Genomic DNA, 20,577 nt, shown 5'->3' on the forward strand with positions numbered 1-20,577 from the left:
TCAGATCAGCGGCCGGGGCTGCGTCAGCTCGTCGTAGACGCTCAGCACCTGGGCGACCGTCTCGTCCTCGGTCGGCCAGGTGGCCGCCTGCCGGGCGCCGCGCTCCGCGAGCAGTTCCCTGCGCCCGGGATCCTCCAGCAGCCGTTCGACGGCGTCGGCGAGCGCCCGCGCGTTGCCGTAGGGGACGAGTTCGGCGGCGTCGCCGACGAGTTCGGGGATGCCGCCCACGGCGGTCGCGACGAGCGGGACCCGCGCGTGGAGGGCCTCCTGGGCGAGCGGGGAGCGAGACTCCCAGCGGCTCGGCAGCAGCGCGACGTCGGCGGCGGCGAGCAGGTCGCTGATGTCGTCGCGCCGGCCGATCAGCCGGACCGGCAGTTCCTCGGCCTCGATCCTGCGCTGGAGTTCGCCGCGCAGCGATCCCTCCCCGGCGAGCACCACCAAGGGGGCGGGGTCGAGGCGCCGCCACGCGTGGGTGGCGTCCAGCAGGACGTCGTAGCCGCGGTGCCGCTCCAGGGAGCCGACGGCGATGAGCAGGGGGCGGCCGGTGGCGCCGAGTTCGGCCCTGATCTTGGGCCGCAGCCCGTCGGGGTCGTCCGGCGCCGGGAGGACACGGGGGCCGGGGAGGGACACGGCGGCCAGCCGCGCGTCCCGCGCTCCCGCCCGGCGCGCCCGGTCGACGAGGGCGGAGGTCGTCCCGAGCACCACCGCGGCCGCCTTGGCGACCCGCCGCTCCAGCACCCGCAGGAAGTGCGCGCGCGGGCCCTCGGCGCGTGCCCGGTCGTGCCAGGTGACGACGAGCGGGGTGCGCCGTCCGCCGAGCGCGAGCACGGTGCGGAAGGAGGCGTGCAGCCCGTGCGCGTGCACCAGGTCGGCGCGGGCGCAGGCGGCCCGCAGCGCGGCCACCGACGCCGGGTCGCTGCTGCGGGGCACGTGCACATGGTCGGCGCCGACGTCGGTGAAGCCGTAGGCGTGATCAGCCTCCGCGGGGGCGCACACCGTGACCCGCACGCCCCTGGCGACGAGCCCCGCGGCCAGCGAGCGCACATGGGCGCTGCTCGCTGCGTTGCCACCGCCCAGCACCTGCACGGTGCGCAGCGGTGAGTGGCTGCTCGCGGGGGTCACGTGGCCGGGCTCCTGGTGGGTTCGTGCGTCGCGAAGAACGTACGGAAGGGTCGGGCGAGGGGCCGGTACCGCGCGGATTCCTCCACGTACTCCGTCAAGGATGCCAGTACGTACGGCCGTTCCGGGAACGCCCGTCGTACGGAGGCCGGGCCGCACGGGCCGACGTTCACCCACACGGGTGACGGAAGGCTCGGCTCCGGATGTTGCCGGCCCTCCGCTACACGTCCGCCCGCGCCGTCTCCAGCAACTCCTCCGCGTGCGCCCGGGCCGTCTCGGAGTCCTCCTGGCCGGCCAGCATGCGGGACAGCTCCCGGACCCGCTCCTCGCCTTCGAGCACCTTCACTCCGGACCGGGTGACCGACCCGTCGTCGGTCTTCTCCACCAGCAGCTGACGGTCGGCGAACGCGGCCACCTGGGGCAGGTGGGTGACGACCACGACCTGCGCGCTCTTCGCCAGTTTCGCGAGCCGGCGCCCGATCTCGACCGCCGCCTTGCCGCCGACACCGGCGTCGACCTCGTCGAAGAGGTACGTCGGCACGGGGTCCGTCCCCGCGAACACCACTTCCACGGCCAGCATCACGCGCGACAGTTCACCGCCCGAGGCGCCCTTGGCGATGGGCCGGGGCGGCGCCCCGGGGTGCGGGGCGAGCAGCAGCTCGACCTCGTCCACGCCCGCCGGGCCGTAGGCGACCGTGCGGCCGCCCACCTCGACGCCCTCCGGGTCCTCGCTCTGCCGGATGTCGAACGACACCCGCGCGTGCGGCATGGCGAGCGAGCCCAGTTCGGCGGTGACCGCCGCCGCGAACCGCTCCGCCGCCTCGGTCCGCGCGTCCGTCAGCTCCTGGGCCAGGGCGCCCAGTTCGCCGCGGAGCGCGTCACGCTCGGCGGTGAGTTCCCCGATCCGCTCGTCGTCGCCGTCCAGTTCGGTCAGCCGCGCGGCGCCCTGCTCGGCCCACGCCAGCACCGACGCGACGTCCTCGCCGTACTTCCGGGTCAGCCCGGTGAGCGCGGCCCGCCGCTCCTCGACCGCCGCCAGCCGCAGCGGATCGGCGTCCAGGTCGTCGGCGTACCCCGCCAGCTCCCCGGCGACATCCCGCACCAGGATCCCGATCTCCCCGATCCGGTCGCAGAGCGCGGCCAGCGCCGGATCGTGCGCCCGCACGGCCTCCAGGGCACGCTGGGCGCCCACGACGAGCGTCCCGGCGTCGACGCCCTCGGGGTCCTCCGGATTGCCCGCGAGCGCGGCGTGCGCGACCGCGGCGGCGGACGCCAGCGCCTCGGCGTGCCCGAGCCGCTCGGCCTCCTCCGCCAGCTCCACGTCCTCGCCCGCGCGGGGCTCCACGGCGGCGATCTCCTCGAGCCCGAAGCGCAGCAGGTCGGCCTCCTGGGCCCGCTCCCGGGCACGGGTGGTGATCTGCTCCAGCTCCGTGGCCACGGCCCGCAGCCGCCGGTACGCCTCGGCGTACTTGCCGAGCGGCACGGCGACCGCGAACCCGGCGTACCGGTCGAGGGCCTGCCGCTGCCGGGACAGCTTCAGCAGCCCCTGCTGGTCGGTCTGCCCGTGCACCGCCACGAGGTCGTCGGCGAGCTCGGCGAGCAGCCCCACGGGCACGCTCCGCCCGCCCAGGTGCGCCCGTGAGCGCCCCTCGGCGGACACGGTCCTGCTGACCAGCAGGGTCCCGTCGTCGAGCTCGGCCCCGGCCTCCTCGGCCCGTACGACGGCCGCGGCGCCCTCGGGCACGGCGATCCGCCCTTCGACGACCGCGTTGCGCGCGCCGATCCGCACCAGGGCCGCATCCGCGCGTCCGCCCAGCAGCAGGCCCAGGCTGGTGACCACCATGGTCTTGCCCGCACCCGTCTCACCGGTGACGGCGGTGAAGCCGGGCGACAGCTCGACGACAGCATCGTCGATGACCCCGAGCGACCGTATCCGCATCTCCTCAAGCACGCCCCCGACCTTACGAGGTCGAAGCCGAGGAGTGCGACCGCCCCGCCCTTGTCACCCGCGGGAGTGGACCTGCCCGGGGGCGCGGGGAACCGCGCGGGCGACCACGTGCCACCCGCACTCGCCGGCGCTCCGGAACCCCGCCGAAACCGCTAATGAGGTGCGCCGCGCCATCCGGACACGGGAAGCGCGAACTTCGCCACCAGCCGGTCGGTGAACGAGGCGTGGTGCAGCCGGGCCAGCCGCACCGGCACGGCGCCGCGCCGCACCTCGACCCGTGCCCCGGGCGGCAGCTCCAGGGTTCGCCGGCCGTCGCACCACAGCACCCCCGGAGGGACGTGCGGCAGCACCTCCACCGCCAGCACCGAGTCCGGCGAGGTCACCAGCGGCTTGGCGAACAGCGCGTGCGCGGAGATCGGCACCATCAGCAGCGCCTCGACCTCCGGCCACACCACGGGCCCGCCCGCGGAGAACGCGTACGCGGTCGAACCGGTCGGGGTCGCGCACACGATCCCGTCGCAGCCGAAGCCGGTGACCGGCCGCCCGTCGATCTCCAGCACGACCTCGAGCATCCGTTCGGCGGACACCTTCTGCACGGCCGCCTCGTTCAGCGCCCAGTCGGTGTGCACGATGTCACCGTTGCGGTGCACGACGACGTCGACGGTCATCCGCTCCTCGACCTCGTACGCCCGGCTCACCACCCGGTCGACGACCTTGTCCAGGTCGTCCCGCTCGGCCTCGGCGAGGAACCCGACCCGGCCCAGGTTGACGCCCAGCATGGGCACCCCGGAGGCGCGGGCGAACTCGGCGCCGCGCAGCAGCGTGCCGTCACCTCCCAGGACGATCAGCAGCTCGCAGCCGTCCAGGCACTCCGGGGTGGCCTCCTTGACGGTCTCCACGTCGTCCGGCAGCGGCAGGTCGCGGGCCTCGTCCTCCAGCACCCGCACCCCGAGCCCGGAGCGCAGCAGTCCTTTGACCACCAGTTCGGCGCTGCGGATCGCCGCGGGCCGCCCGGTGTGGGCGAGCAGGAAAACAGTTCGCGCTCGGTTCTGTGTCAACGCGGCCCCTCCGCCACTGCACGGTCAACGTCGGCCGGGTCCAGTTCCGGAGCCCCGGCCCGCAGCCACAGAAAGTATTCGACATTCCCGGAGGGTCCGGGCAGCGGACTGGCCGTCACGCCCTTCACTCCGAGACCCAGCTCCCAGGCGCGGCCCGCCACCCCCCGCACGGCCTCGGCGCGCAGCTCCGGGCTGCGGACGACCCCGCCGCTGCCCAGCCGCTCCTTGCCCACCTCGAACTGCGGTTTCACCATCATCACCAGGTCGGCGTCCGGCTTCACGCACCGCTTCAGGGCGGGCAGCACCAGCCCGAGCGGAATGAAGGACAGATCCCCCACGACAAGATCCACAGGCTCCCCATCGATGACCTCGAGCGTCAACTCCCGTACGTTCGTACGGTCCTTGACGGTGACGCGTTCATCGTTGCGCAGTGACCAGGCGAGTTGTCCGTATCCGACGTCCACGGCGACCACGTGCGCGGCCCCGGCCCGCAGCAGTACGTCGGTGAAGCCACCGGTCGAGGCGCCGGCGTCGAGCGCCCGGCGCCCCTCGACGGCCAGCCCGGCCGGGCCGAAGGCATCCAGGGCGCCGGCCAGCTTGTGGCCGCCGCGCGAGACGTAGTCCGGGTCGCCCGCGTCCTCGGCGACGACGATCGCGGCGGCGGTCTCCACCTGGGTGGCGGGCTTGGTCGCGACCGTCTTGCCGACGCTGACCCGCCCGGCGGCGATCAGCTGGCCGGCGTGGTCGCGCGAGCGCGCGAGCTTACGGCGGACCAGCTCGGCGTCGAGACGGCGGCGTGCGACTCCTGCCACGTTCGGTTCAGCTCCTGTGTTCGTGGGGCGCGGCGGGCTCGCGGCCCGCGGGGCCCCGTTGCGGGGTGGTGGTCGGGGGACGGCCGGGCGCCTGGGGTCCCGGGCGGGCGTCGAGCGCGGTGAGCGCGTCGCGCAGCCCCCGGTGCACATCCTCGTACACCTCGGGATGGCCGTCCGTGGCGAGGTGGTCGGCGTCGGCCAGACGCGCCACGTGGGCGTCCACCTCGGCGTGCCCGGTGGGGGTGCGCGGCACGCCGAGGGGGGCGGGCGCGGCGGGGCCGTCGTCGGGCGGCGGCTGCGCGATGCCCGGGTCCGTGCCCTCCGCCTGCGGCACTGCGTCGTTCATGCCCCGACGCTACCGCGAACGGCTGCGGTACCGTCGTCGGCGATGGCCACGATCAAGGAGTGCCGTACCGCACTCGACAAGCTTTCGGACAGCATGCAGGGCGCCGAGGGGGACGTCCGCGCGGCCGCCGCGCTGGACCGCTCGGTCAGCTGCCACATCACGGACCTGGACGTGACCTTCGCCGGCCGGCTCACCGGCGGGCGGATCGAGGTGCACGAGACGTTCCCCGGCCCGCCGCGCGAGAAGGCGCAGATACGGCTCGCGATGACGGGCGACGACCTGGTGGCGCTGGTCGGCGGCGAACTCCACTTCGCCCGCGCGTGGGGTTCGGGCCGGGTGCGCCTGGAGGCGGGTCTGCGCGACCTGTTCCACCTCAGGAAGCTTCTGTAGCGCCCACCTTCTGCGCCGCCGCGCCCCCGGCCCGTGCCCTGCGGGCCGCTGGCACCACCAGCGGGGTCCCCGTCTCGGGGTCGTCGATGATCTGGCAGCGCAGCCCGAAGACGTCCCGGACCAGCTCCGCGGTGACGATGTCGTTCGGCGCGCCCTGGGCGATGACCTCGCCGCCGCGCAGCGCGATGAGGTGGGTGGCGTACCGGGCGGCGTGGTTGAGGTCGTGCAGCACGGCGACGAGGGTGCGCCCCTGCTCCTCGTGGAGGTCCGCGCACAGGTCCAGCACGTCGATCTGGTGCTGGATGTCCAGGAAGGTGGTCGGCTCGTCGAGCAGCAGCAGCGGCGTCTGCTGGGCCAGCGCCATGGCGATCCAGACGCGCTGCCGCTGACCGCCGGAGAGCTCGTCGACGTAGCGTTCCGCCAGTTCGGCGACGCCGGTGCGGGCCATCGACTCCCGGACGACACGCTCGTCCTCGCCCGACCACTGCCGCAGCAGGCCCTGGTGCGGGTACCGGCCGCGGCCCACCAGGTCGCCGACCGTGATGCCGTCGGGCGCGACCGACGACTGGGGCAGCAGACCGAGGGTCCGGGCGACCTTCTTGGCCGGCATCGACTGGATGGCCTGCCCGTCGAGCAGGACCCGTCCCTCGCTGGGCTTGAGCATCCGCGACAGCGCCCGCAGCAGGGTCGACTTGCCGCAGGCGTTGGGTCCGACGATCACGGTGAAGGAGTTGTCCGGTATCTCCACCGACAGCTGTTCGGCGATGACCCGCTGGTCGTAGGCCAGGGTGACGTTCTGGGCGGACAGTCGGTTCACGGTGCTCCTTCGGTGGTTCGGCCCGCTGCTGGTGGTGCCGCCGGCGCTCATATCCGGCCCGCCCTGCGCTCGGTGACCAGCAGCCACAGCAGATAGACACCGCCGAGCACGCCGGTGACCACGCCCACGGGCAGCTGCTCGGCGCCGAACGCCCGCTGCGACACCCAGTCGGCGGTGACCAGGAGGGCGGCGCCCATGCACAGCGAGGCCGCCAGGTTCGGGCCGGGCGAGCGGGTGAGGCGCCGGGCGAGCTGCGGCGCGGTGAGCGCGACGAAGCTGACCGGCCCGGCGGCGGCGGTGGCGGACGCGGTGAGCAGTACGGCGGACAGCATCAGCAGCAGCCGTACGCGCTCCACGCGCACTCCGAGGGCGTACGACACGTCGTCGCCCATCTCCATCATCCCGAGCGCGCGGGAGTTGGCGAGGACCAGCGGCAGGAGGACGGCGCTCAGGGCGAGCAGCGGCCAGACCTGGTCCCAGTCGCGGCCGTCGAGGGAGCCGGTCATCCAGACCACCGCGCGGGCCGCGTCGACGATGTCGGACTTGGTGAGCAGGTAGCCGTTGACCGCCGTGACGATCGCCGAGACGCCGATGCCGACGAGGACCAGCCGGTATCCGTGCACGCCCCGCTTCCAGGCGAGCAGGTAGATGGCGGTCCCGGTCACCAGTCCGCCGGCGAGCGCGCCCAGGGCCACCTGGTTGGCGGTGCCGCCGAACAGCACGATCACCGTGAGGGCGCCGGCCGTCGCCCCCTGCCCGAGGCCCAGCACGTCAGGGCTGCCCAGCGGGTTGCGGGAGATGGACTGGAACAGCGCGCCGCCGAGCCCGAGGGAGGCGCCGACCAGCAGCCCGACCAGGACCCGGGGCAGCCGCAGCTCGGTGACGATGAACTCCTGGCCCGCGTCGCCCTCGCCGGCGAGGGTCCGCAGCACGTCGGCGGCGGAGATCGGGAAGTCGCCGGTGCCGATCAGCACCACGCCCGCGGTGAGCGCCGCCAGCAGGAGCAGCACGACGACGGTGAGGGCGCGCACGTCCAGCCGGACCGAGAGGCCGCCGGGGGTACGCACCGCGCGGTTGGTCTTCACAGCTGGGCCGTCCTCCGCCGTCGTACGAGAAAGATGAAGACCGGGCCGCCCAGGACCGCGGTGACGATGCCGACCTGCAGCTCCGCGGGCCGGGCCACGATCCGGCCGACGACATCGGCGCCGAGCAGCACCACGGGCGACAGGATCGCCGCGTACGGCAGGATCCAGCGCTGGTCGGGCCCGGTGAAGGAGCGCACCACGTGCGGCACCATCAGGCCGACGAAGACGATCGGCCCGCAGGCGGCGGTCGCGGCCCCGCTCAGCACGGTCGCGGCGAGCATGGACAGCGCCCGGGTGCGGTTGAGGTTCGCGCCGAGGGCCTTGGCGGTGTCGTCGCCCATGGCCATCGCGTTGAGCGGCCGGGCCAGCGCCAGCGCCAGCAGGGCCCCGCCGAGGATGAACGGCAGCACCTGCGTGATGGTCGAGTTGCTCCCCGAGGACAGCGAACCGACCGTCCAGAAGCGCATCCTGCCGAGCGCCGCGTCGTCGAGGATCATGATGGCCTGGAGATAGCCGAACAGGGCCGCGCTGATGGCCGTACCGGCGAGCGCCAGCCGCACCGGTGTCGCGCCCCGGCTGCCGCCGAGGAACCACACCAGCGCGCCGACGGCCGCCGCTCCGAAGAAGGCGAACCACACGTATCCGGACAGTGAGGTGACGCCGAAGAAGGTGATGGCGGTGACCACGGCCGCGGAGGCGCCGGCGTTGATGCCGAGCAATCCGGGGTCGGCCAGCGGGTTGCGGGTGAGGGCCTGCAGCACCGATCCGGCCAGGCCGAGCGCCGCCCCGGCGAGCACGCCCAGGACCGTTCGTGACAGTCTGTCGGCCACGACGACGTCGCCGTAGGTGCCGGTGTCCGCGAACAGGCCGTGCCAGACCTGCTCCAGGGACAGCTCCTTCGCCCCGACCGCGATGCTCGCCAGTGCGACGAGCACCAGGATCACGACGGAGGCGAGCAGCCCGAGGACGCGTATCGCCCGGCGGTTCGGGGGCGCGGGGGCGGTCTCCGCGCGCTGTTCGGGGGGACTCTCGACCAACACGCAGTTAGGTTAGCCTACCCTCCCATTCGATCACGATTCCCGGGACCGGCCCCCGACGGGCCGAGGGCCCCTCACCATCCCAGCCGTGCCAGTGCCTTGCCCCCGTCCAGCGCGCAGGCGCCGTCCCCGGCCTGCGTCCACGCCGCCGCGCACAACGCCCGCAGCCCGTCCAGGGCGCCGCCGTCGCCCTCCAGCTCCAGTTGCTCGGCACCGGCCCGCGCCGTCCAGCCACCGCAGCGGAATCCGTCGCCCGCCGAGGCGACCTCCGGCTGCCCGGTGAGCAGCCCGCGCAGATCGGCGTCCACGTACGTCGGCCGGTGCCGCGGCGCCGCCGCGAGCAGCTGGGCGCCGTCCGTCACGCCGGTCAGCACCAGCAGCGAGTCGACCTCGCCGTTGAACGCGCCCTCGATGTCCGTGTCCAGCCGGTCCCCCACGACCAGCGGCCGCTCGGCGCCGGTCCGCAGGATCGTCTCGCGGTGCATCGGCGGCAGCGGCTTGCCCGCGACCTGCGGCTCGGCGCCCGTGGCGATCCGGACGACCTCCACCGCCGCGCCGTTGCCCGGGGCGATGCCCCGGCCGCTGGGGATCGTCAGGTCGGTGTTGGACGCGAACCACGGCAGCCCGCGCGCCACGGCGTACGACGCCTCCGCGAACCTCCCCCACGGCAGCTCGGGCCCGCCGTATCCCTGGACGACCGCCACCGGGTCGTCGTCCGCGGACTCCACGGGCACCAGTCCGCGTTCGCGCAGCGCCACCCGCAGCCCCTCGCCGCCGACGACCAGCACCCGGGAGCCCTGCGGCACCTGGTCGCTGATCAGCCGCGCCACCGCCTGCGCGGAGGTGATGACGTCGCCGGCCTCCGACGGTATGCCCAGCTCGGTCAGATGGGCGGCGACGGCGTCCGGAGTGCGCAGGGCGTTGTTCGTCACGTAGGCGAGGCGCATTCCGCCCTCGCGGGCCGCGGCGAGCGACGCGACGGCATGGTCGATGGCGTTCCCGCCCGCGTACACCACACCGTCCAGGTCGAGCAGCGCCGTGTCGTACGCCTCGTTCAGGGTCTGCCCACTGCCCTCGGGCCTCGTCCTGACGCTCCGGCTCATTCGGCATCGCTCCTCGTTCGACGGCTTTTCCCCCGATCATCCCCCATGCCCCCGGCAGCCGTACGATGCCGGGATGAACACTGCAGGTCACTCGACGGCGAAGGCGCCCCGGGGCCTGGAACTCACCCCGTTCCGAGGCCTTCGTTACGACCCCGACCGGGTCGGCAGCCTGGCCGCCGTGACATCCCCGCCGTACGACGTCGTCGTCCGCCCCGACGGCCTGCACCACCTCCAGTCCGCCGACCCGTACAACATCGTGCGGCTGATCCTGCCCGAGGCCGGCACGCCCGCGGCGCGCAACGCCCAGGCCGCCGGCACACTGCGCCGCTGGCGCGCCGAGGGCGTGCTGACCGTCGACCCGGAGCCCGGCCTGTACGTCTACGAGCAGCGGGACGGCGACGGCATGGTGCAGCGCGGCGTCATAGGGGCACTGCGCGTGTCGGACCCCGGCGAGCGGCTGGTGCTGCCGCACGAGGACGTCATGCCGCACATCGTCGCCGACCGCGCGGACCTCATGCGGGCCACCTCGGCCAATCTCGAACCGCTGCTGCTCACCTACCGGGGCGACGGGGACGACGGCTCGACGGCCGCCGTCACGGCCGGCCTGATCGAACGCACGGCGGAGCGGCGGCCCCTCCTCGCGACCACCACGGAGGACGGTTTCCACCATCGCCTGTGGTCGGTGACGGATTCCGCAGACACGGCGGCGGTCCAGCGGGAGCTCGCAGGGCACCAGGCCCTCATCGCCGACGGCCACCACCGCTGGGCCACCTACCGCCGCCTCCGCGCGGAGCACCCCTCCCCCAGCCCCTGGGACCACGGCCTGGTGCTCCTCGTGGACACGGCCCGCTATCCCCTGCGCGTCCGCGCCATCCACCGGCTGCTGCACGGTCTGCCGGTCGCGGACGCCGTGGCCGCGCTCGACGGGCTGTTCCGGGTGCGCCGCCTCGACGGCACCACGCTGTCCGGTGCCCTGGACGCCCTGGCCCCGGCGGCCTCGGCCGGCAACGCCTTCCTCCTCGCCGGTGACGGCGCCTTCCACCTCGTGGACCGGCCGGACCCCGGTCTGCTGGCCCGCACCGTGCCGGTCGACCGCCCGGCGGCCTGGCGCGCCCTGGACGCCACGGTCCTGCACGCGACGCTCCTCGACCACGTCTGGCGCGTCCCCGACGACCCCGCCCGCATCGCGTACATCCACGACACGGCCGCCACCGTCGAGAAGGCGGAACGTGACGGCGGCACGGCCGTCCTGATGCACCCGGTGCGCGAGGACGTCGTCCGTGACCTCGCCCGCGAGGGTGTCACGATGCCGCGCAAGTCGACGTCGTTCGGCCCGAAGCCGGCGTCGGGTCTGGTCCTGCGCGCGCTCGATCTCGAGCCCGGCCTGTGACGAAGGGGGCGGGTCTCCGTAGAGACCCGCCCCCTTGACGGCTGTTCCGCGCCCTGCCCGGACGTCAGTCCTTGTCGTCCTCGGCGCCCTTGTCGTCCTCGGCGTCCTTGTTCACGGCGTTCTCGCCCTCGCCCTCGTCGAGGGCGTCCATGAACTCCACGCCGTCCAGCTCGGCGAGCCGGTCGGAGGCGTCGGTGCTGCCGTCCCGGTCGGCCTCGACGGCCTTGGCGAACCACTCCCGTGCCTCGCCGTTACGGCCGGCGGCGAGCAGCGCGTCGGCGTAGGCGTAGCGCAGCCGCGCGGTCCACGGCTGCACGGAGTGGGACGCCAGCTCGGAGCTCTGCAGCGTCACGATCGCCGCGTCCAGCTGCCCCATGTCGCGCCGTGCGCCGGCGGCGACGAGCCGCATCTCGACCTGGCCGGCCTTGTCCAGCTTCTGCACCTCGGGCGCACCAGCCATGTCGAGCGCCTTCTCGGGCCGCCCGAGCCCGCGCTCGCAGTCGGCCATGAGGGGCCACAGCTCCACGGTCCCGGTCATCCGCCGCGCGGCCCGGAACTCGGCGAGCGCCTCGGAGTACTTCTGGTTGGCGTACGCGGCGAAACCGGCGGCCTCCCGTACGGCGGCGACACGCGAGGCCAGCCGCAGGGCCACCCTGGAGTAGCCGTACGCGCCCTCGGGGTCCTCGTCGATCAGCCGCGCGACCATCACCAGGTTCTTGGCGACGTCCTCCGCGAGCGTCTTGGGCAGGCTCTGCAGCTCCTGCCGTACGTCGCCGTCGATCTCCTCACCCGTGACGTCCTCGGGGATCGGCAGCCGCTTGATCGGCTCGCGGTCGCGTTCCCGCTCCTCACGGAACCGGCCGCCACCGGGCCGGTCGTCGCGCCCACGGTACCCACCGGGCCGACCGCCACGGTCGTCCCGCCGGGGCCCACGCCCACGGTCGTCACGGCCCCGGAAGCCACCACGGTCCCCACCGCGCTCGCCACCACGGGTGTCGTCGCGACGGAAGCCGCCTCGGTCACCGCTGCGGGTGTCGTCCCGACGGAAACCGCCCCGGTCACCACTGCGGGTGTCCTCCCGGCGGAAACCACCACGGTCGCCGCTGCGGGTGTCCTCCCGACGGAAACCACCACGGTCACCGCTACGGGTGTCCTCCCGGCGGAAACCACCGCGGTCACCGCCACGGCTGTCGCCTCGGTCGTCACGCCGGAAGCCGCCGCGGTCACCACCGCGGCTGTCCTCGCGGCGGAAGCCACCGCGGTCACCGCTGCGGGTGTCGTCACGGCGGAAACCACCACGGTCGTCACGACGGAAACCGCCGCGGTCGTCACGGCCACGGTCGTCACGGCCACGGAAGCCACCGCGATCGTCGCCCCGCCGGTCGTCACGACGGTCGTCACGGCGGTCGTCACGGCGGTCGTCACGGCGGAAACCGCGGTCACGGTCGTCCTCACGGCGGAAGCCACCGCGGTCACCGCCACGGGTGTCGTCGCGGCGGAAACCACCACGGTCCCCACCGCGGTTGTCGTCGCGGCGGAAACCACCACGGTCGTCACGACGGAAACCGCCGCGGTCGTCACGGCCACGGTCGTCACGGCCACGGAAGCCACCGCGATCGTCGCCCCGCCGGTCGTCACGACGGTCGTCACGGCGGAAACCGCGGTCACGGTCACCACCACGGTCGTCCTCACGGCGGAAGCCGGACCGCTCGCGGTCGTCCCGTCCGCGATAACCACCGCGCTCGCCACCGCGGTTGTCGTCCCGTCCGCGGTAGCCGCCACGTTCCGGCCGGCCGCCGCTGCGGTCGTCACGACGGAAACCGCGGTCACGGTCGTCGCCTCGACGCGGGCCGGCGCCGCGCTGACCACCGCGGTCGGAGCGCTCAGGACGGTCACCACTGTCCCGTCGCCGCTGGTCGCGGTCAGGTCGGTCGTCGGGAGAGTTGGTGGACATCGGTGACTCCTGTCTTCGGTACCGCAAGCATAAATAAAAAAGGGACCCCCGGCCCCAGCTGAACGCTGGAGACCGGAGGTCCCTTCCAAAGATTGTTCGGCGGCGTCCTACTCTCCCACAGGGTCCCCCCTGCAGTACCATCGGCGCTGTAAGGCTTAGCTTCCGGGTTCGAAATGTAACCGGGCGTTTCCCCTACGCTATGACCACCGAAACCCTAATGGTTTCGAGCGAACAAGCACACTTTTCTTTTGTCTGTTCTGCTCAAAGCCGACAACGGTCGTTGTCTCAGAACTAACACAGTGGACGCGAGCAACTGAGGACAAGCCCTCGGCCTATTAGTACCGGTCAACTCCACACGTTACCGTGCTTCCATATCCGGCCTATCAACCCAGTCGTCTACTGGGAGCCTTACCCTCTCTAGGAGGTGGGAGTCCTCATCTCGAAGCAGGCTTCCCGCTTAGATGCTTTCAGCGGTTATCCCTCCCGAACGTAGCCAACCAGCCATGCCCTTGGCAGAACAACTGGCACACCAGAGGTTCGTCCGTCCCGGTCCTCTCGTACTAGGGACAGCCCTTCTCAAGACTCCTACGCGCACAGCGGATAGGGACCGAACTGTCTCACGACGTTCTAAACCCAGCTCGCGTACCGCTTTAATGGGCGAACAGCCCAACCCTTGGGACCGACTCCAGCCCCAGGATGCGACGAGCCGACATCGAGGTGCCAAACCATCCCGTCGATATGGACTCTTGGGGAAGATCAGCCTGTTATCCCCGGGGTACCTTTTATCCGTTGAGCGACGGCGCTTCCACAAGCCACCGCCGGATCACTAGTCCCGACTTTCGTCCCTGCTCGACCCGTCGGTCTCACAGTCAAGCTCCCTTGTGCACTTACACTCAACACCTGATTGCCAACCAGGCTGAGGGAACCTTTGGGCGCCTCCGTTACTCTTTAGGAGGCAACCGCCCCAGTTAAACTACCCATCAGACACTGTCCCTGATCCGGATCACGGACCCAGGTTAGACATCCAGCACGACCAGACTGGTATTTCAACGACGACTCCCCCTGAACTGGCGTCCAGAGTTCAAAGTCTCCCAGCTATCCTACACAAGCCGAACCGAACACCAATATCAAACTGTAGTAAAGGTCCCGGGGTCTTTCCGTCCTGCTGCGCGAAACGAGCATCTTTACTCGTAGTGCAATTTCACCGGGCCTATGGTTGAGACAGTCGAGAAGTCGTTACGCCATTCGTGCAGGTCGGAACTTACCCGACAAGGAATTTCGCTACCTTAGGATGGTTATAGTTACCACCGCCGTTTACTGGCGCTTAAGTTCTCAGCTTCGCCCACCCGAAAGTGAGCTAACCGGTCCCCTTAACGTTCCAGCACCGGGCAGGCGTCAGTCCGTATACATCGCCTTACGGCTTCGCACGGACCTGTGTTTTTAGTAAACAGTCGCTTCTCGCTGGTCTCTGCGGCCACCCCCAGCTCGAGCAGCAAGTGCTCTCACCAGACGTGGCCCCCCTTCTCCCGAAGTTACGGGGGCATTTTGCCGAGTTCCTTAACCATAGTTCACCCGAACGCCTCGGTATTCTCTACCTGACCACCTGAGTCGGTTTAGGGTACGGGCCGCCATGAAACTCGCTAGAGGCTTTTCTCGACAGCATAGGATCATCCACTTCACCACAATCGGCTCGGCATCAGGTCTCAGCCTTAATGAACGGCGGATTTACCTACCGTCCGGCCTACACCCTTACCCCGGGACAACCACCGCCCGGGATGGACTACCTTCCTGCGTCACCCCATCACTCACCTACTACCAGCTCGGGTCACCGGCTCCACCACTCCGACCTCGTCCGAAGACTCAGCCGGCGGCTTCACGGGCTTAGCATCACTGGATTCGATGTTTGACGCTTCACAGCGGGTACCGGAATATCAACCGGTTATCCATCGACTACGCCTGTCGGCCTCGCCTTAGGTCCCGACTTACCCTGGGCAGATCAGCTTGACCCAGGAACCCTTAGTCAATCGGCGCACACGTTTCTCACGTGTGTATCGCTACTCATGCCTGCATTCTCACTCGTGAACCGTCCACAACTGCCTTCCGGCGCTGCTTCACCCGGCACACGACGCTCCCCTACCCATCACGATCCCCGTTGGGGGTACATATCGCAATGACACGACTTCGGCGGTACGCTTGAGCCCCGCTACATTGTCGGCGCGGAATCACTAGACCAGTGAGCTATTACGCACTCTTTCAAGGGTGGCTGCTTCTAAGCCAACCTCCTGGTTGTCTGTGCGACTCCACATCCTTTCCCACTTAGCGTACGCTTAGGGGCCTTAGTCGATGCTCTGGGCTGTTTCCCTCTCGACCATGGAGCTTATCCCCCACAGTCTCACTGCCGCGCTCTCACTTACCGGCATTCGGAGTTTGGCTAAGGTCAGTAACCCGGTAGGGCCCATCGCCTATCCAGTGCTCTACCTCCGGCAAGAAACACACGACGCTGCACCTAAATGCATTTCGGGGAGAACCAGCTATCACGGAGTTTGATTGGCCTTTCACCCCTAACCACAGGTCATCCCCCAGGTTTTCAACCCTGGTGGGTTCGGTCCTCCACGAAGTCTTACCTCCGCTTCAACCTGCCCATGGCTAGATCACTCCGCTTCGGGTCTTGAGCGTGCTACTGAATCGCCCTATTCGGACTCGCTTTCGCTACGGCTTCCCCACCCGGGTTAACCTCGCAACACACCGCAAACTCGCAGGCTCATTCTTCAAAAGGCACGCAGTCACGAGACACCAGCAAGCTGATGTCCGACGCTCCCACGGCTTGTAGGCACACGGTTTCAGGTACTATTTCACTCCGCTCCCGCGGTACTTTTCACCATTCCCTCACGGTACTATCCGCTATCGGTCACCAGGGAATATTTAGGCTTAGCGGGTGGTCCCGCCAGATTCACACGGGATTTCTCGGGCCCCGTGCTACTTGGGTGTCTCTCAAACGAGCCGCTGATGTTTCGACTACGGGGGTCTTACCCTCTACGCCGGACCTTTCGCATGTCCTTCGCCTACATCAACGGTTTCTGACTCGCCCTACGGCCGGCAGACCGTAGAAGAGAGATCCCACAACCCCGTATGCGCAACCCCTGCCGGGTCTCACACGCATACGGTTTGGCCTCATCCGGTTTCGCTCGCCACTACTCCCGGAATCACGGTTGTTTTCTCTTCCTGCGGGTACTGAGATGTTTCACTTCCCCGCGTTCCCTCCACTTGCCCTATGTGTTCAGGCAAGGGTGACAGCCCATGACGACTGCCGGGTTTCCCCATTCGGAAACCCCCGGATCAAAGCCTGGTTGACGACTCCCCGGGGACTATCGTGGCCTCCCACGTCCTTCATCGGTTCCTGGTGCCAAGGCATCCACCGTGCGCCCTTAAAAACTTGGCCACAGATGCTCGCGTCCACTGTGCAGTTCTCAAACAACGACCAACCACCCATCACCCCGAGCCATGAGCTCGAGTGCACTGGGGCCGGCACTGAAGGCAGCCATACGGCCGTGCCCTCAGACACCCAACAGCGTGCCCGACACCCTCACCGCTTCCCTCATTCGTTCCACGCTCTGACGAGCAGTACTGGAAGGAGAAGACGATCAAGTGTGCCGAGTAGTCAACGTTCCACCCATGAGCAACCAGCATCAGACATTCGCTGATGTACTGGCCTCTGACCAACCGGAGTTGGTAAGAAGTGCTCCTTAGAAAGGAGGTGATCCAGCCGCACCTTCCGGTACGGCTACCTTGTTACGACTTCGTCCCAATCGCCAGTCCCACCTTCGACAGCTCCCTCCCACAAGGGGTTGGGCCACCGGCTTCGGGTGTTACCGACTTTCGTGACGTGACGGGCGGTGTGTACAAGGCCCGGGAACGTATTCACCGCAGCAATGCTGATCTGCGATTACTAGCGACTCCGACTTCATGGGGTCGAGTTGCAGACCCCAATCCGAACTGAGACCGGCTTTTTGAGATTCGCTCCACCTCGCGGTATCGCAGCTCATTGTACCGGCCATTGTAGCACGTGTGCAGCCCAAGACATAAGGGGCATGATGACTTGACGTCGTCCCCACCTTCCTCCGAGTTGACCCCGGCGGTCTCCCGTGAGTCCCCAGCACCACAAGGGCCTGCTGGCAACACGGGACAAGGGTTGCGCTCGTTGCGGGACTTAACCCAACATCTCACGACACGAGCTGACGACAGCCATGCACCACCTGTACACCGACCACAAGGGGGCGCCTGTCTCCAGACGTTTCCGGTGTATGTCAAGCCTTGGTAAGGTTCTTCGCGTTGCGTCGAATTAAGCCACATGCTCCGCCGCTTGTGCGGGCCCCCGTCAATTCCTTTGAGTTTTAGCCTTGCGGCCGTACTCCCCAGGCGGGGCACTTAATGCGTTAGCTGCGGCACGGACGACGTGGAATGTCGCCCACACCTAGTGCCCACCGTTTACGGCGTGGACTACCAGGGTATCTAATCCTGTTCGCTCCCCACGCTTTCGCTCCTCAGCGTCAGTATCGGCCCAGAGATCCGCCTTCGCCACCGGTGTTCCTCCTGATATCTGCGCATTTCACCGCTACACCAGGAATTCCGATCTCCCCTACCGAACTCTAGCCTGCCCGTATCGACTGCAGACCCGGGGTTAAGCCCCGGGCTTTCACAACCGACGCGACAAGCCGCCTACGAGCTCTTTACGCCCAATAATTCCGGACAACGCTCGCGCCCTACGTATTACCGCGGCTGCTGGCACGTAGTTAGCCGGCGCTTCTTCTGCAGGTACCGTCACTTTCGCTTCTTCCCTGCTGAAAGAGGTTTACAACCCGAAGGCCGTCATCCCTCACGCGGCGTCGCTGCATCAGGCTTTCGCCCATTGTGCAATATTCCCCACTGCTGCCTCCCGTAGGAGTCTGGGCCGTGTCTCAGTCCCAGTGTGGCCGGTCGCCCTCTCAGGCCGGCTACCCGTCGTCGCCTTGGTGAGCCGTTACCTCACCAACAAGCTGATAGGCCGCGGGCTCATCCTGCACCGCCGGAGCTTTCGAACCGCCTGGATGCCCAGGCGGGTCAGTATCCGGTATTAGACCCCGTTTCCAGGGCTTGTCCCAGAGTGCAGGGCAGATTGCCCACGTGTTACTCACCCGTTCGCCACTAATCCCCACCGAAGTGGTTCATCGTTCGACTTGCATGTGTTAAGCACGCCGCCAGCGTTCGTCCTGAGCCAGGATCAAACTCTCCGTGAATGTTTACCCGTAATCGGGTGCGCACACACGAGAGCGGAACCACCGGAGGAATAGTCCGGTGGTTCACAGCGTCCTCGCTGTGTTTTTTCAAAGGAACCTCGACCATCCGAACCGGATGGACGGGGTATCAACATATCTGGCGTTGACTTTTGGCACGCTGTTGAGTTCTCAAGGAACGGACGCTTCCTTTGTACTCACCCTCTCGGGCTTTCCTCCGGGCGCTTCCCTTCGGTCTTGCGTCTCCGACTCTATCAGATCTTTTCTCGACCCGATTTCCTCGGCGCTTTCCAGGTTTCCGCTTTCGCGTTTCCCTTTCCGGCGGTTCCGACTCTATCAGATCCTCTCGGCCTGATTCCCGGTCGGCGGGTTTTGTCGTCGAACCCTCGGCTTTCGCCTGTCGGCCTTTCGACATTCACTACGCTAGCCGATTCCCCCGCCCGATTCATAATCGGGCTCCGCGGTTCGGAATTCAGACATGCGGACATGGCGAATTCGACCCCGCTGAGGGGTGATCGTAGGTAGTGGGTTGGCCGCTTCCGGCTGCAGGCAATGCCGTACCCGGTTCAAGCGGCTCGGACTACACTACGCACCTCGCCAGGTCGAGTCAACTCGGCTGTCGGTCCGGCGGCTCAGGCCCCGGTGGACGGCTTGGCTCTCGGGCTCAGGCGGTAGGCAGAGACCGTGCGATCGCCGGCGAGGTAGAAGCGGTGCTGCCAGTCGTGGGCCTTGCTCACGCCCACCCGAGGGCCGATCCGGATGAGGTCGGCGGGTACCTGCTCGCCGTCGGACAGCGCGACCGGGGAGCCCTTCAGCAGATTCGCGCCGTCGTGCTCCGCCGTGATGCCGAGCGCCTGGCAGAAGTTCCCCGGCCCCCGCGCGAGACGTGGAGTCTCGACCGTGCTCCCGCGCCGTCTGCGCGCCAGTTCCTCCCCTTCGACGACCCTGCCCGCCCGGATGAGGACGGCTGAGGCGATGCCGTCCGTCCCGGTGACGATGTTGGCGCACCAGTGGAGACCGTGGGAGCGGTAGACGTACATGTGTCCGGCCGGTCCGAACATGACGGCGTTGCGGGTTGTCCTGCCCCGGTAGGCGTGGGAGGCGGGGTCGGCCGTACCGGAGTACGCCTCGGTCTCCGTGATGGCGATGGCCACGGTTCCCTCGGGTGTCTCGTGGGTGAGGACGGCGCCGAGCAGCCTGGGGGCGACTTCTTCCGCGGGGTGGGCGAGGTCGGTGACGTTCATGCCGTGGGCGTACGGTCGGGTGTCGCGATCATGCCGTCCGAGCGTACTGGAGAAGGCGGATGCCGCGGGGTGGTCACCGTGGCCCCGCACTTGCCAGGGTGAGGGCCGACGGAACCGGCCACGGCCGGATCGCGTTGTTAGAGGTCAGGGTCCTTGCACGGAAGCGATGGCAGGACGACAGAGGGAGAGACATGGCGTTCAAGAAGCTGCTGGCGAGTCTGGGTGCCGGCGGGGCCTCGGTGGAGACGGTGCTGCACGAGGTCAACGTCGTTCCGGGCGGGGTCGTCCAGGGCGAGGTGCGGATTCAGGGCGGGTCCGTGAACCAGCAGATCGAGGGTCTGTCGGTCGGGCTGCAGGCCAAGGTCGAGGTGGAGAGCGGCGACCAGGAGTACAAGCAGGACATCGAGTTCACGAAGTCGTCGCTGGGCGGTGCCTTCGAGCTCCAGGCCGGTGCGGTGCACGCGGTGCAGTTCGGGCTGGAGATCCCGTGGGAGACGCCGATCACGATGATCGACGGGCAGTCGCTGCGCGGGATGAACATCGGGGTGAGCACCGAGCTGGCGATCGCGCGTGCCGTGGACTCCAGTGACCTGGACCCGGTCAACGTGCACCCGCTGCCGGCGCAGAAGGCGATCCTGGACGCGTTCATCCAGCTGGGCTTCCGCTTCAAGAACGCGGACATGGAGCGCGGCCAGATCCGGGGTACCCGGCAGAAGCTGCCGTTCTACCAGGAGATCGAGTTCTTCCCGCCGCAGCAGTACCGGGGGCTGCACCAGGTCGAGCTGAGCTTCGTGGCCGATGAGCAGGCCATGGACGTGGTGCTGGAGATGGACAAGAAGCCGGGTCTGTTCAGCGAGGGCAGCGACACGTTCCGCTCCTTCAAGGTGGGACTGAACGACTACCAGGGGACCGATTGGACGGCGTACCTCAACCAGTGGCTGTCGGAGGTCGGCAGCAGGCGCAACTGGTTCTAGGCTCGGTCCCCGACCGAACGCAATCGATCA

General features: G+C 69.0%; 15 protein-coding genes and 3 rRNA genes. 3 read left to right on the forward strand and 15 right to left on the reverse strand.

What is annotated here, in order from left to right:
• The 5 genes from CNQ36_RS07620 to CNQ36_RS07640 form a co-directional block, all read right to left on the reverse strand.
• Positions 1-1,122, reverse strand: a complete 1,122-nt coding sequence (locus tag CNQ36_RS07620) for a glycosyltransferase family 4 protein (RefSeq protein ID WP_121545434.1) — start codon at positions 1,120-1,122, stop codon at positions 1-3.
• 217 nt (positions 1,123-1,339) lie between these two features.
• Entirely contained in the window at positions 1,340-3,058 is a 1,719-nt protein-coding gene (gene recN, locus CNQ36_RS07625; protein ID WP_040907554.1) for a DNA repair protein RecN, read from the reverse strand.
• Positions 3,059-3,219: 161 nt separating this feature from the next.
• On the reverse strand, positions 3,220-4,125 hold the full coding sequence (locus CNQ36_RS07630; protein WP_004933194.1) for an NAD kinase: 906 nt from the start codon (positions 4,123-4,125) through the stop codon (positions 3,220-3,222).
• Positions 4,122-4,937, reverse strand: a complete 816-nt coding sequence (locus CNQ36_RS07635; RefSeq protein WP_121545435.1) for a TlyA family RNA methyltransferase — start codon at positions 4,935-4,937, stop codon at positions 4,122-4,124. The genes CNQ36_RS07630 and CNQ36_RS07635 overlap by 4 nt, the downstream gene beginning before the upstream one ends.
• Before the next feature lie 7 nt (positions 4,938-4,944).
• Complete coding sequence (locus CNQ36_RS07640) at positions 4,945-5,283, reverse strand: hypothetical protein (RefSeq protein WP_004933190.1); 339 nt, start codon at positions 5,281-5,283, stop codon at positions 4,945-4,947.
• A 42-nt stretch (positions 5,284-5,325) separates the two neighbouring features.
• Here CNQ36_RS07640 and CNQ36_RS07645 point away from each other — a divergent pair, with 42 nt between their 5' ends.
• Complete coding sequence (locus CNQ36_RS07645) at positions 5,326-5,673, forward strand: hypothetical protein (RefSeq protein ID WP_004933187.1); 348 nt, start codon at positions 5,326-5,328, stop codon at positions 5,671-5,673.
• Here CNQ36_RS07645 and CNQ36_RS07650 read toward each other — a convergent pair.
• The 4 genes from CNQ36_RS07650 to CNQ36_RS07665 form a co-directional block, all read right to left on the reverse strand.
• Positions 5,657-6,541, reverse strand: a complete 885-nt coding sequence (locus CNQ36_RS07650) for an ABC transporter ATP-binding protein (protein ID WP_121545436.1) — start codon at positions 6,539-6,541, stop codon at positions 5,657-5,659. The two genes, CNQ36_RS07645 and CNQ36_RS07650, sit on opposite strands and share 17 nt — an antisense overlap.
• Positions 6,538-7,575 carry a FecCD family ABC transporter permease gene (locus CNQ36_RS07655; RefSeq protein ID WP_004933182.1) on the reverse strand — a complete coding sequence of 346 codons (1,038 nt, stop codon included), beginning with the start codon at positions 7,573-7,575 and terminating at the stop codon, positions 6,538-6,540. Before CNQ36_RS07655 ends, CNQ36_RS07650 begins: the two co-directional genes overlap by 4 nt.
• The gene (locus tag CNQ36_RS07660; RefSeq protein WP_121545437.1) at positions 7,572-8,615 is read right to left on the reverse strand and encodes a FecCD family ABC transporter permease; all 1,044 of its coding nucleotides are present in this window, start codon (positions 8,613-8,615) and stop codon (positions 7,572-7,574) included. The genes CNQ36_RS07655 and CNQ36_RS07660 overlap by 4 nt, the downstream gene beginning before the upstream one ends.
• A 71-nt stretch (positions 8,616-8,686) precedes the next feature.
• Positions 8,687-9,715 carry an HAD hydrolase-like protein gene (locus CNQ36_RS07665; RefSeq protein WP_121545438.1) on the reverse strand — a complete coding sequence of 343 codons (1,029 nt, stop codon included), beginning with the start codon at positions 9,713-9,715 and terminating at the stop codon, positions 8,687-8,689.
• Positions 9,716-9,788: 73 nt separating this feature from the next.
• Between CNQ36_RS07665 and CNQ36_RS07670 the strand changes: the two genes are divergently transcribed.
• Entirely contained in the window at positions 9,789-11,105 is a 1,317-nt protein-coding gene (locus CNQ36_RS07670; RefSeq protein ID WP_121545439.1) for a DUF1015 domain-containing protein, read from the forward strand.
• A 64-nt stretch (positions 11,106-11,169) separates the two neighbouring features.
• On the opposite strand, the gene CNQ36_RS34995 is transcribed toward CNQ36_RS07670, so the two are convergent.
• From CNQ36_RS34995 to CNQ36_RS07700, 6 genes are all read right to left on the reverse strand, one after another.
• The gene (locus tag CNQ36_RS34995; protein WP_206278556.1) at positions 11,170-11,919 is read right to left on the reverse strand and encodes a tetratricopeptide repeat protein; all 750 of its coding nucleotides are present in this window, start codon (positions 11,917-11,919) and stop codon (positions 11,170-11,172) included.
• Complete coding sequence (locus tag CNQ36_RS35815; protein WP_206278589.1) at positions 11,811-13,001, reverse strand: hypothetical protein; 1,191 nt, start codon at positions 12,999-13,001, stop codon at positions 11,811-11,813. Before CNQ36_RS35815 ends, CNQ36_RS34995 begins: the two co-directional genes overlap by 109 nt.
• 152 nt (positions 13,002-13,153) lie before the next feature.
• Positions 13,154-13,270 (reverse strand): 5S ribosomal RNA (gene rrf / locus CNQ36_RS07680).
• A 104-nt stretch (positions 13,271-13,374) separates the two neighbouring features.
• Positions 13,375-16,498 (reverse strand): 23S ribosomal RNA (locus tag CNQ36_RS07685).
• 308 nt (positions 16,499-16,806) lie between these two features.
• Positions 16,807-18,332: ribosomal RNA gene (locus CNQ36_RS07690) — 16S ribosomal RNA — on the reverse strand.
• The 16S, 23S and 5S rRNA genes sit together here, the layout of an rRNA operon.
• 629 nt (positions 18,333-18,961) lie before the next feature.
• Positions 18,962-19,573 carry a DNA-3-methyladenine glycosylase gene (locus CNQ36_RS07700; RefSeq protein ID WP_004933176.1) on the reverse strand — a complete coding sequence of 204 codons (612 nt, stop codon included), beginning with the start codon at positions 19,571-19,573 and terminating at the stop codon, positions 18,962-18,964.
• Between the two features lie 191 nt (positions 19,574-19,764).
• Here CNQ36_RS07700 and CNQ36_RS07705 point away from each other — a divergent pair, with 191 nt between their 5' ends.
• Positions 19,765-20,547 carry a sporulation protein gene (locus CNQ36_RS07705; protein ID WP_004933174.1) on the forward strand — a complete coding sequence of 261 codons (783 nt, stop codon included), beginning with the start codon at positions 19,765-19,767 and terminating at the stop codon, positions 20,545-20,547.
• Positions 20,548-20,577: the final 30 nt, after the last annotated feature.

The sequence above is a fragment of the Streptomyces fungicidicus genome (assembly GCF_003665435.1).
Classification (GTDB): Bacteria; Actinomycetota; Actinomycetes; order Streptomycetales; family Streptomycetaceae; genus Streptomyces; species Streptomyces fungicidicus.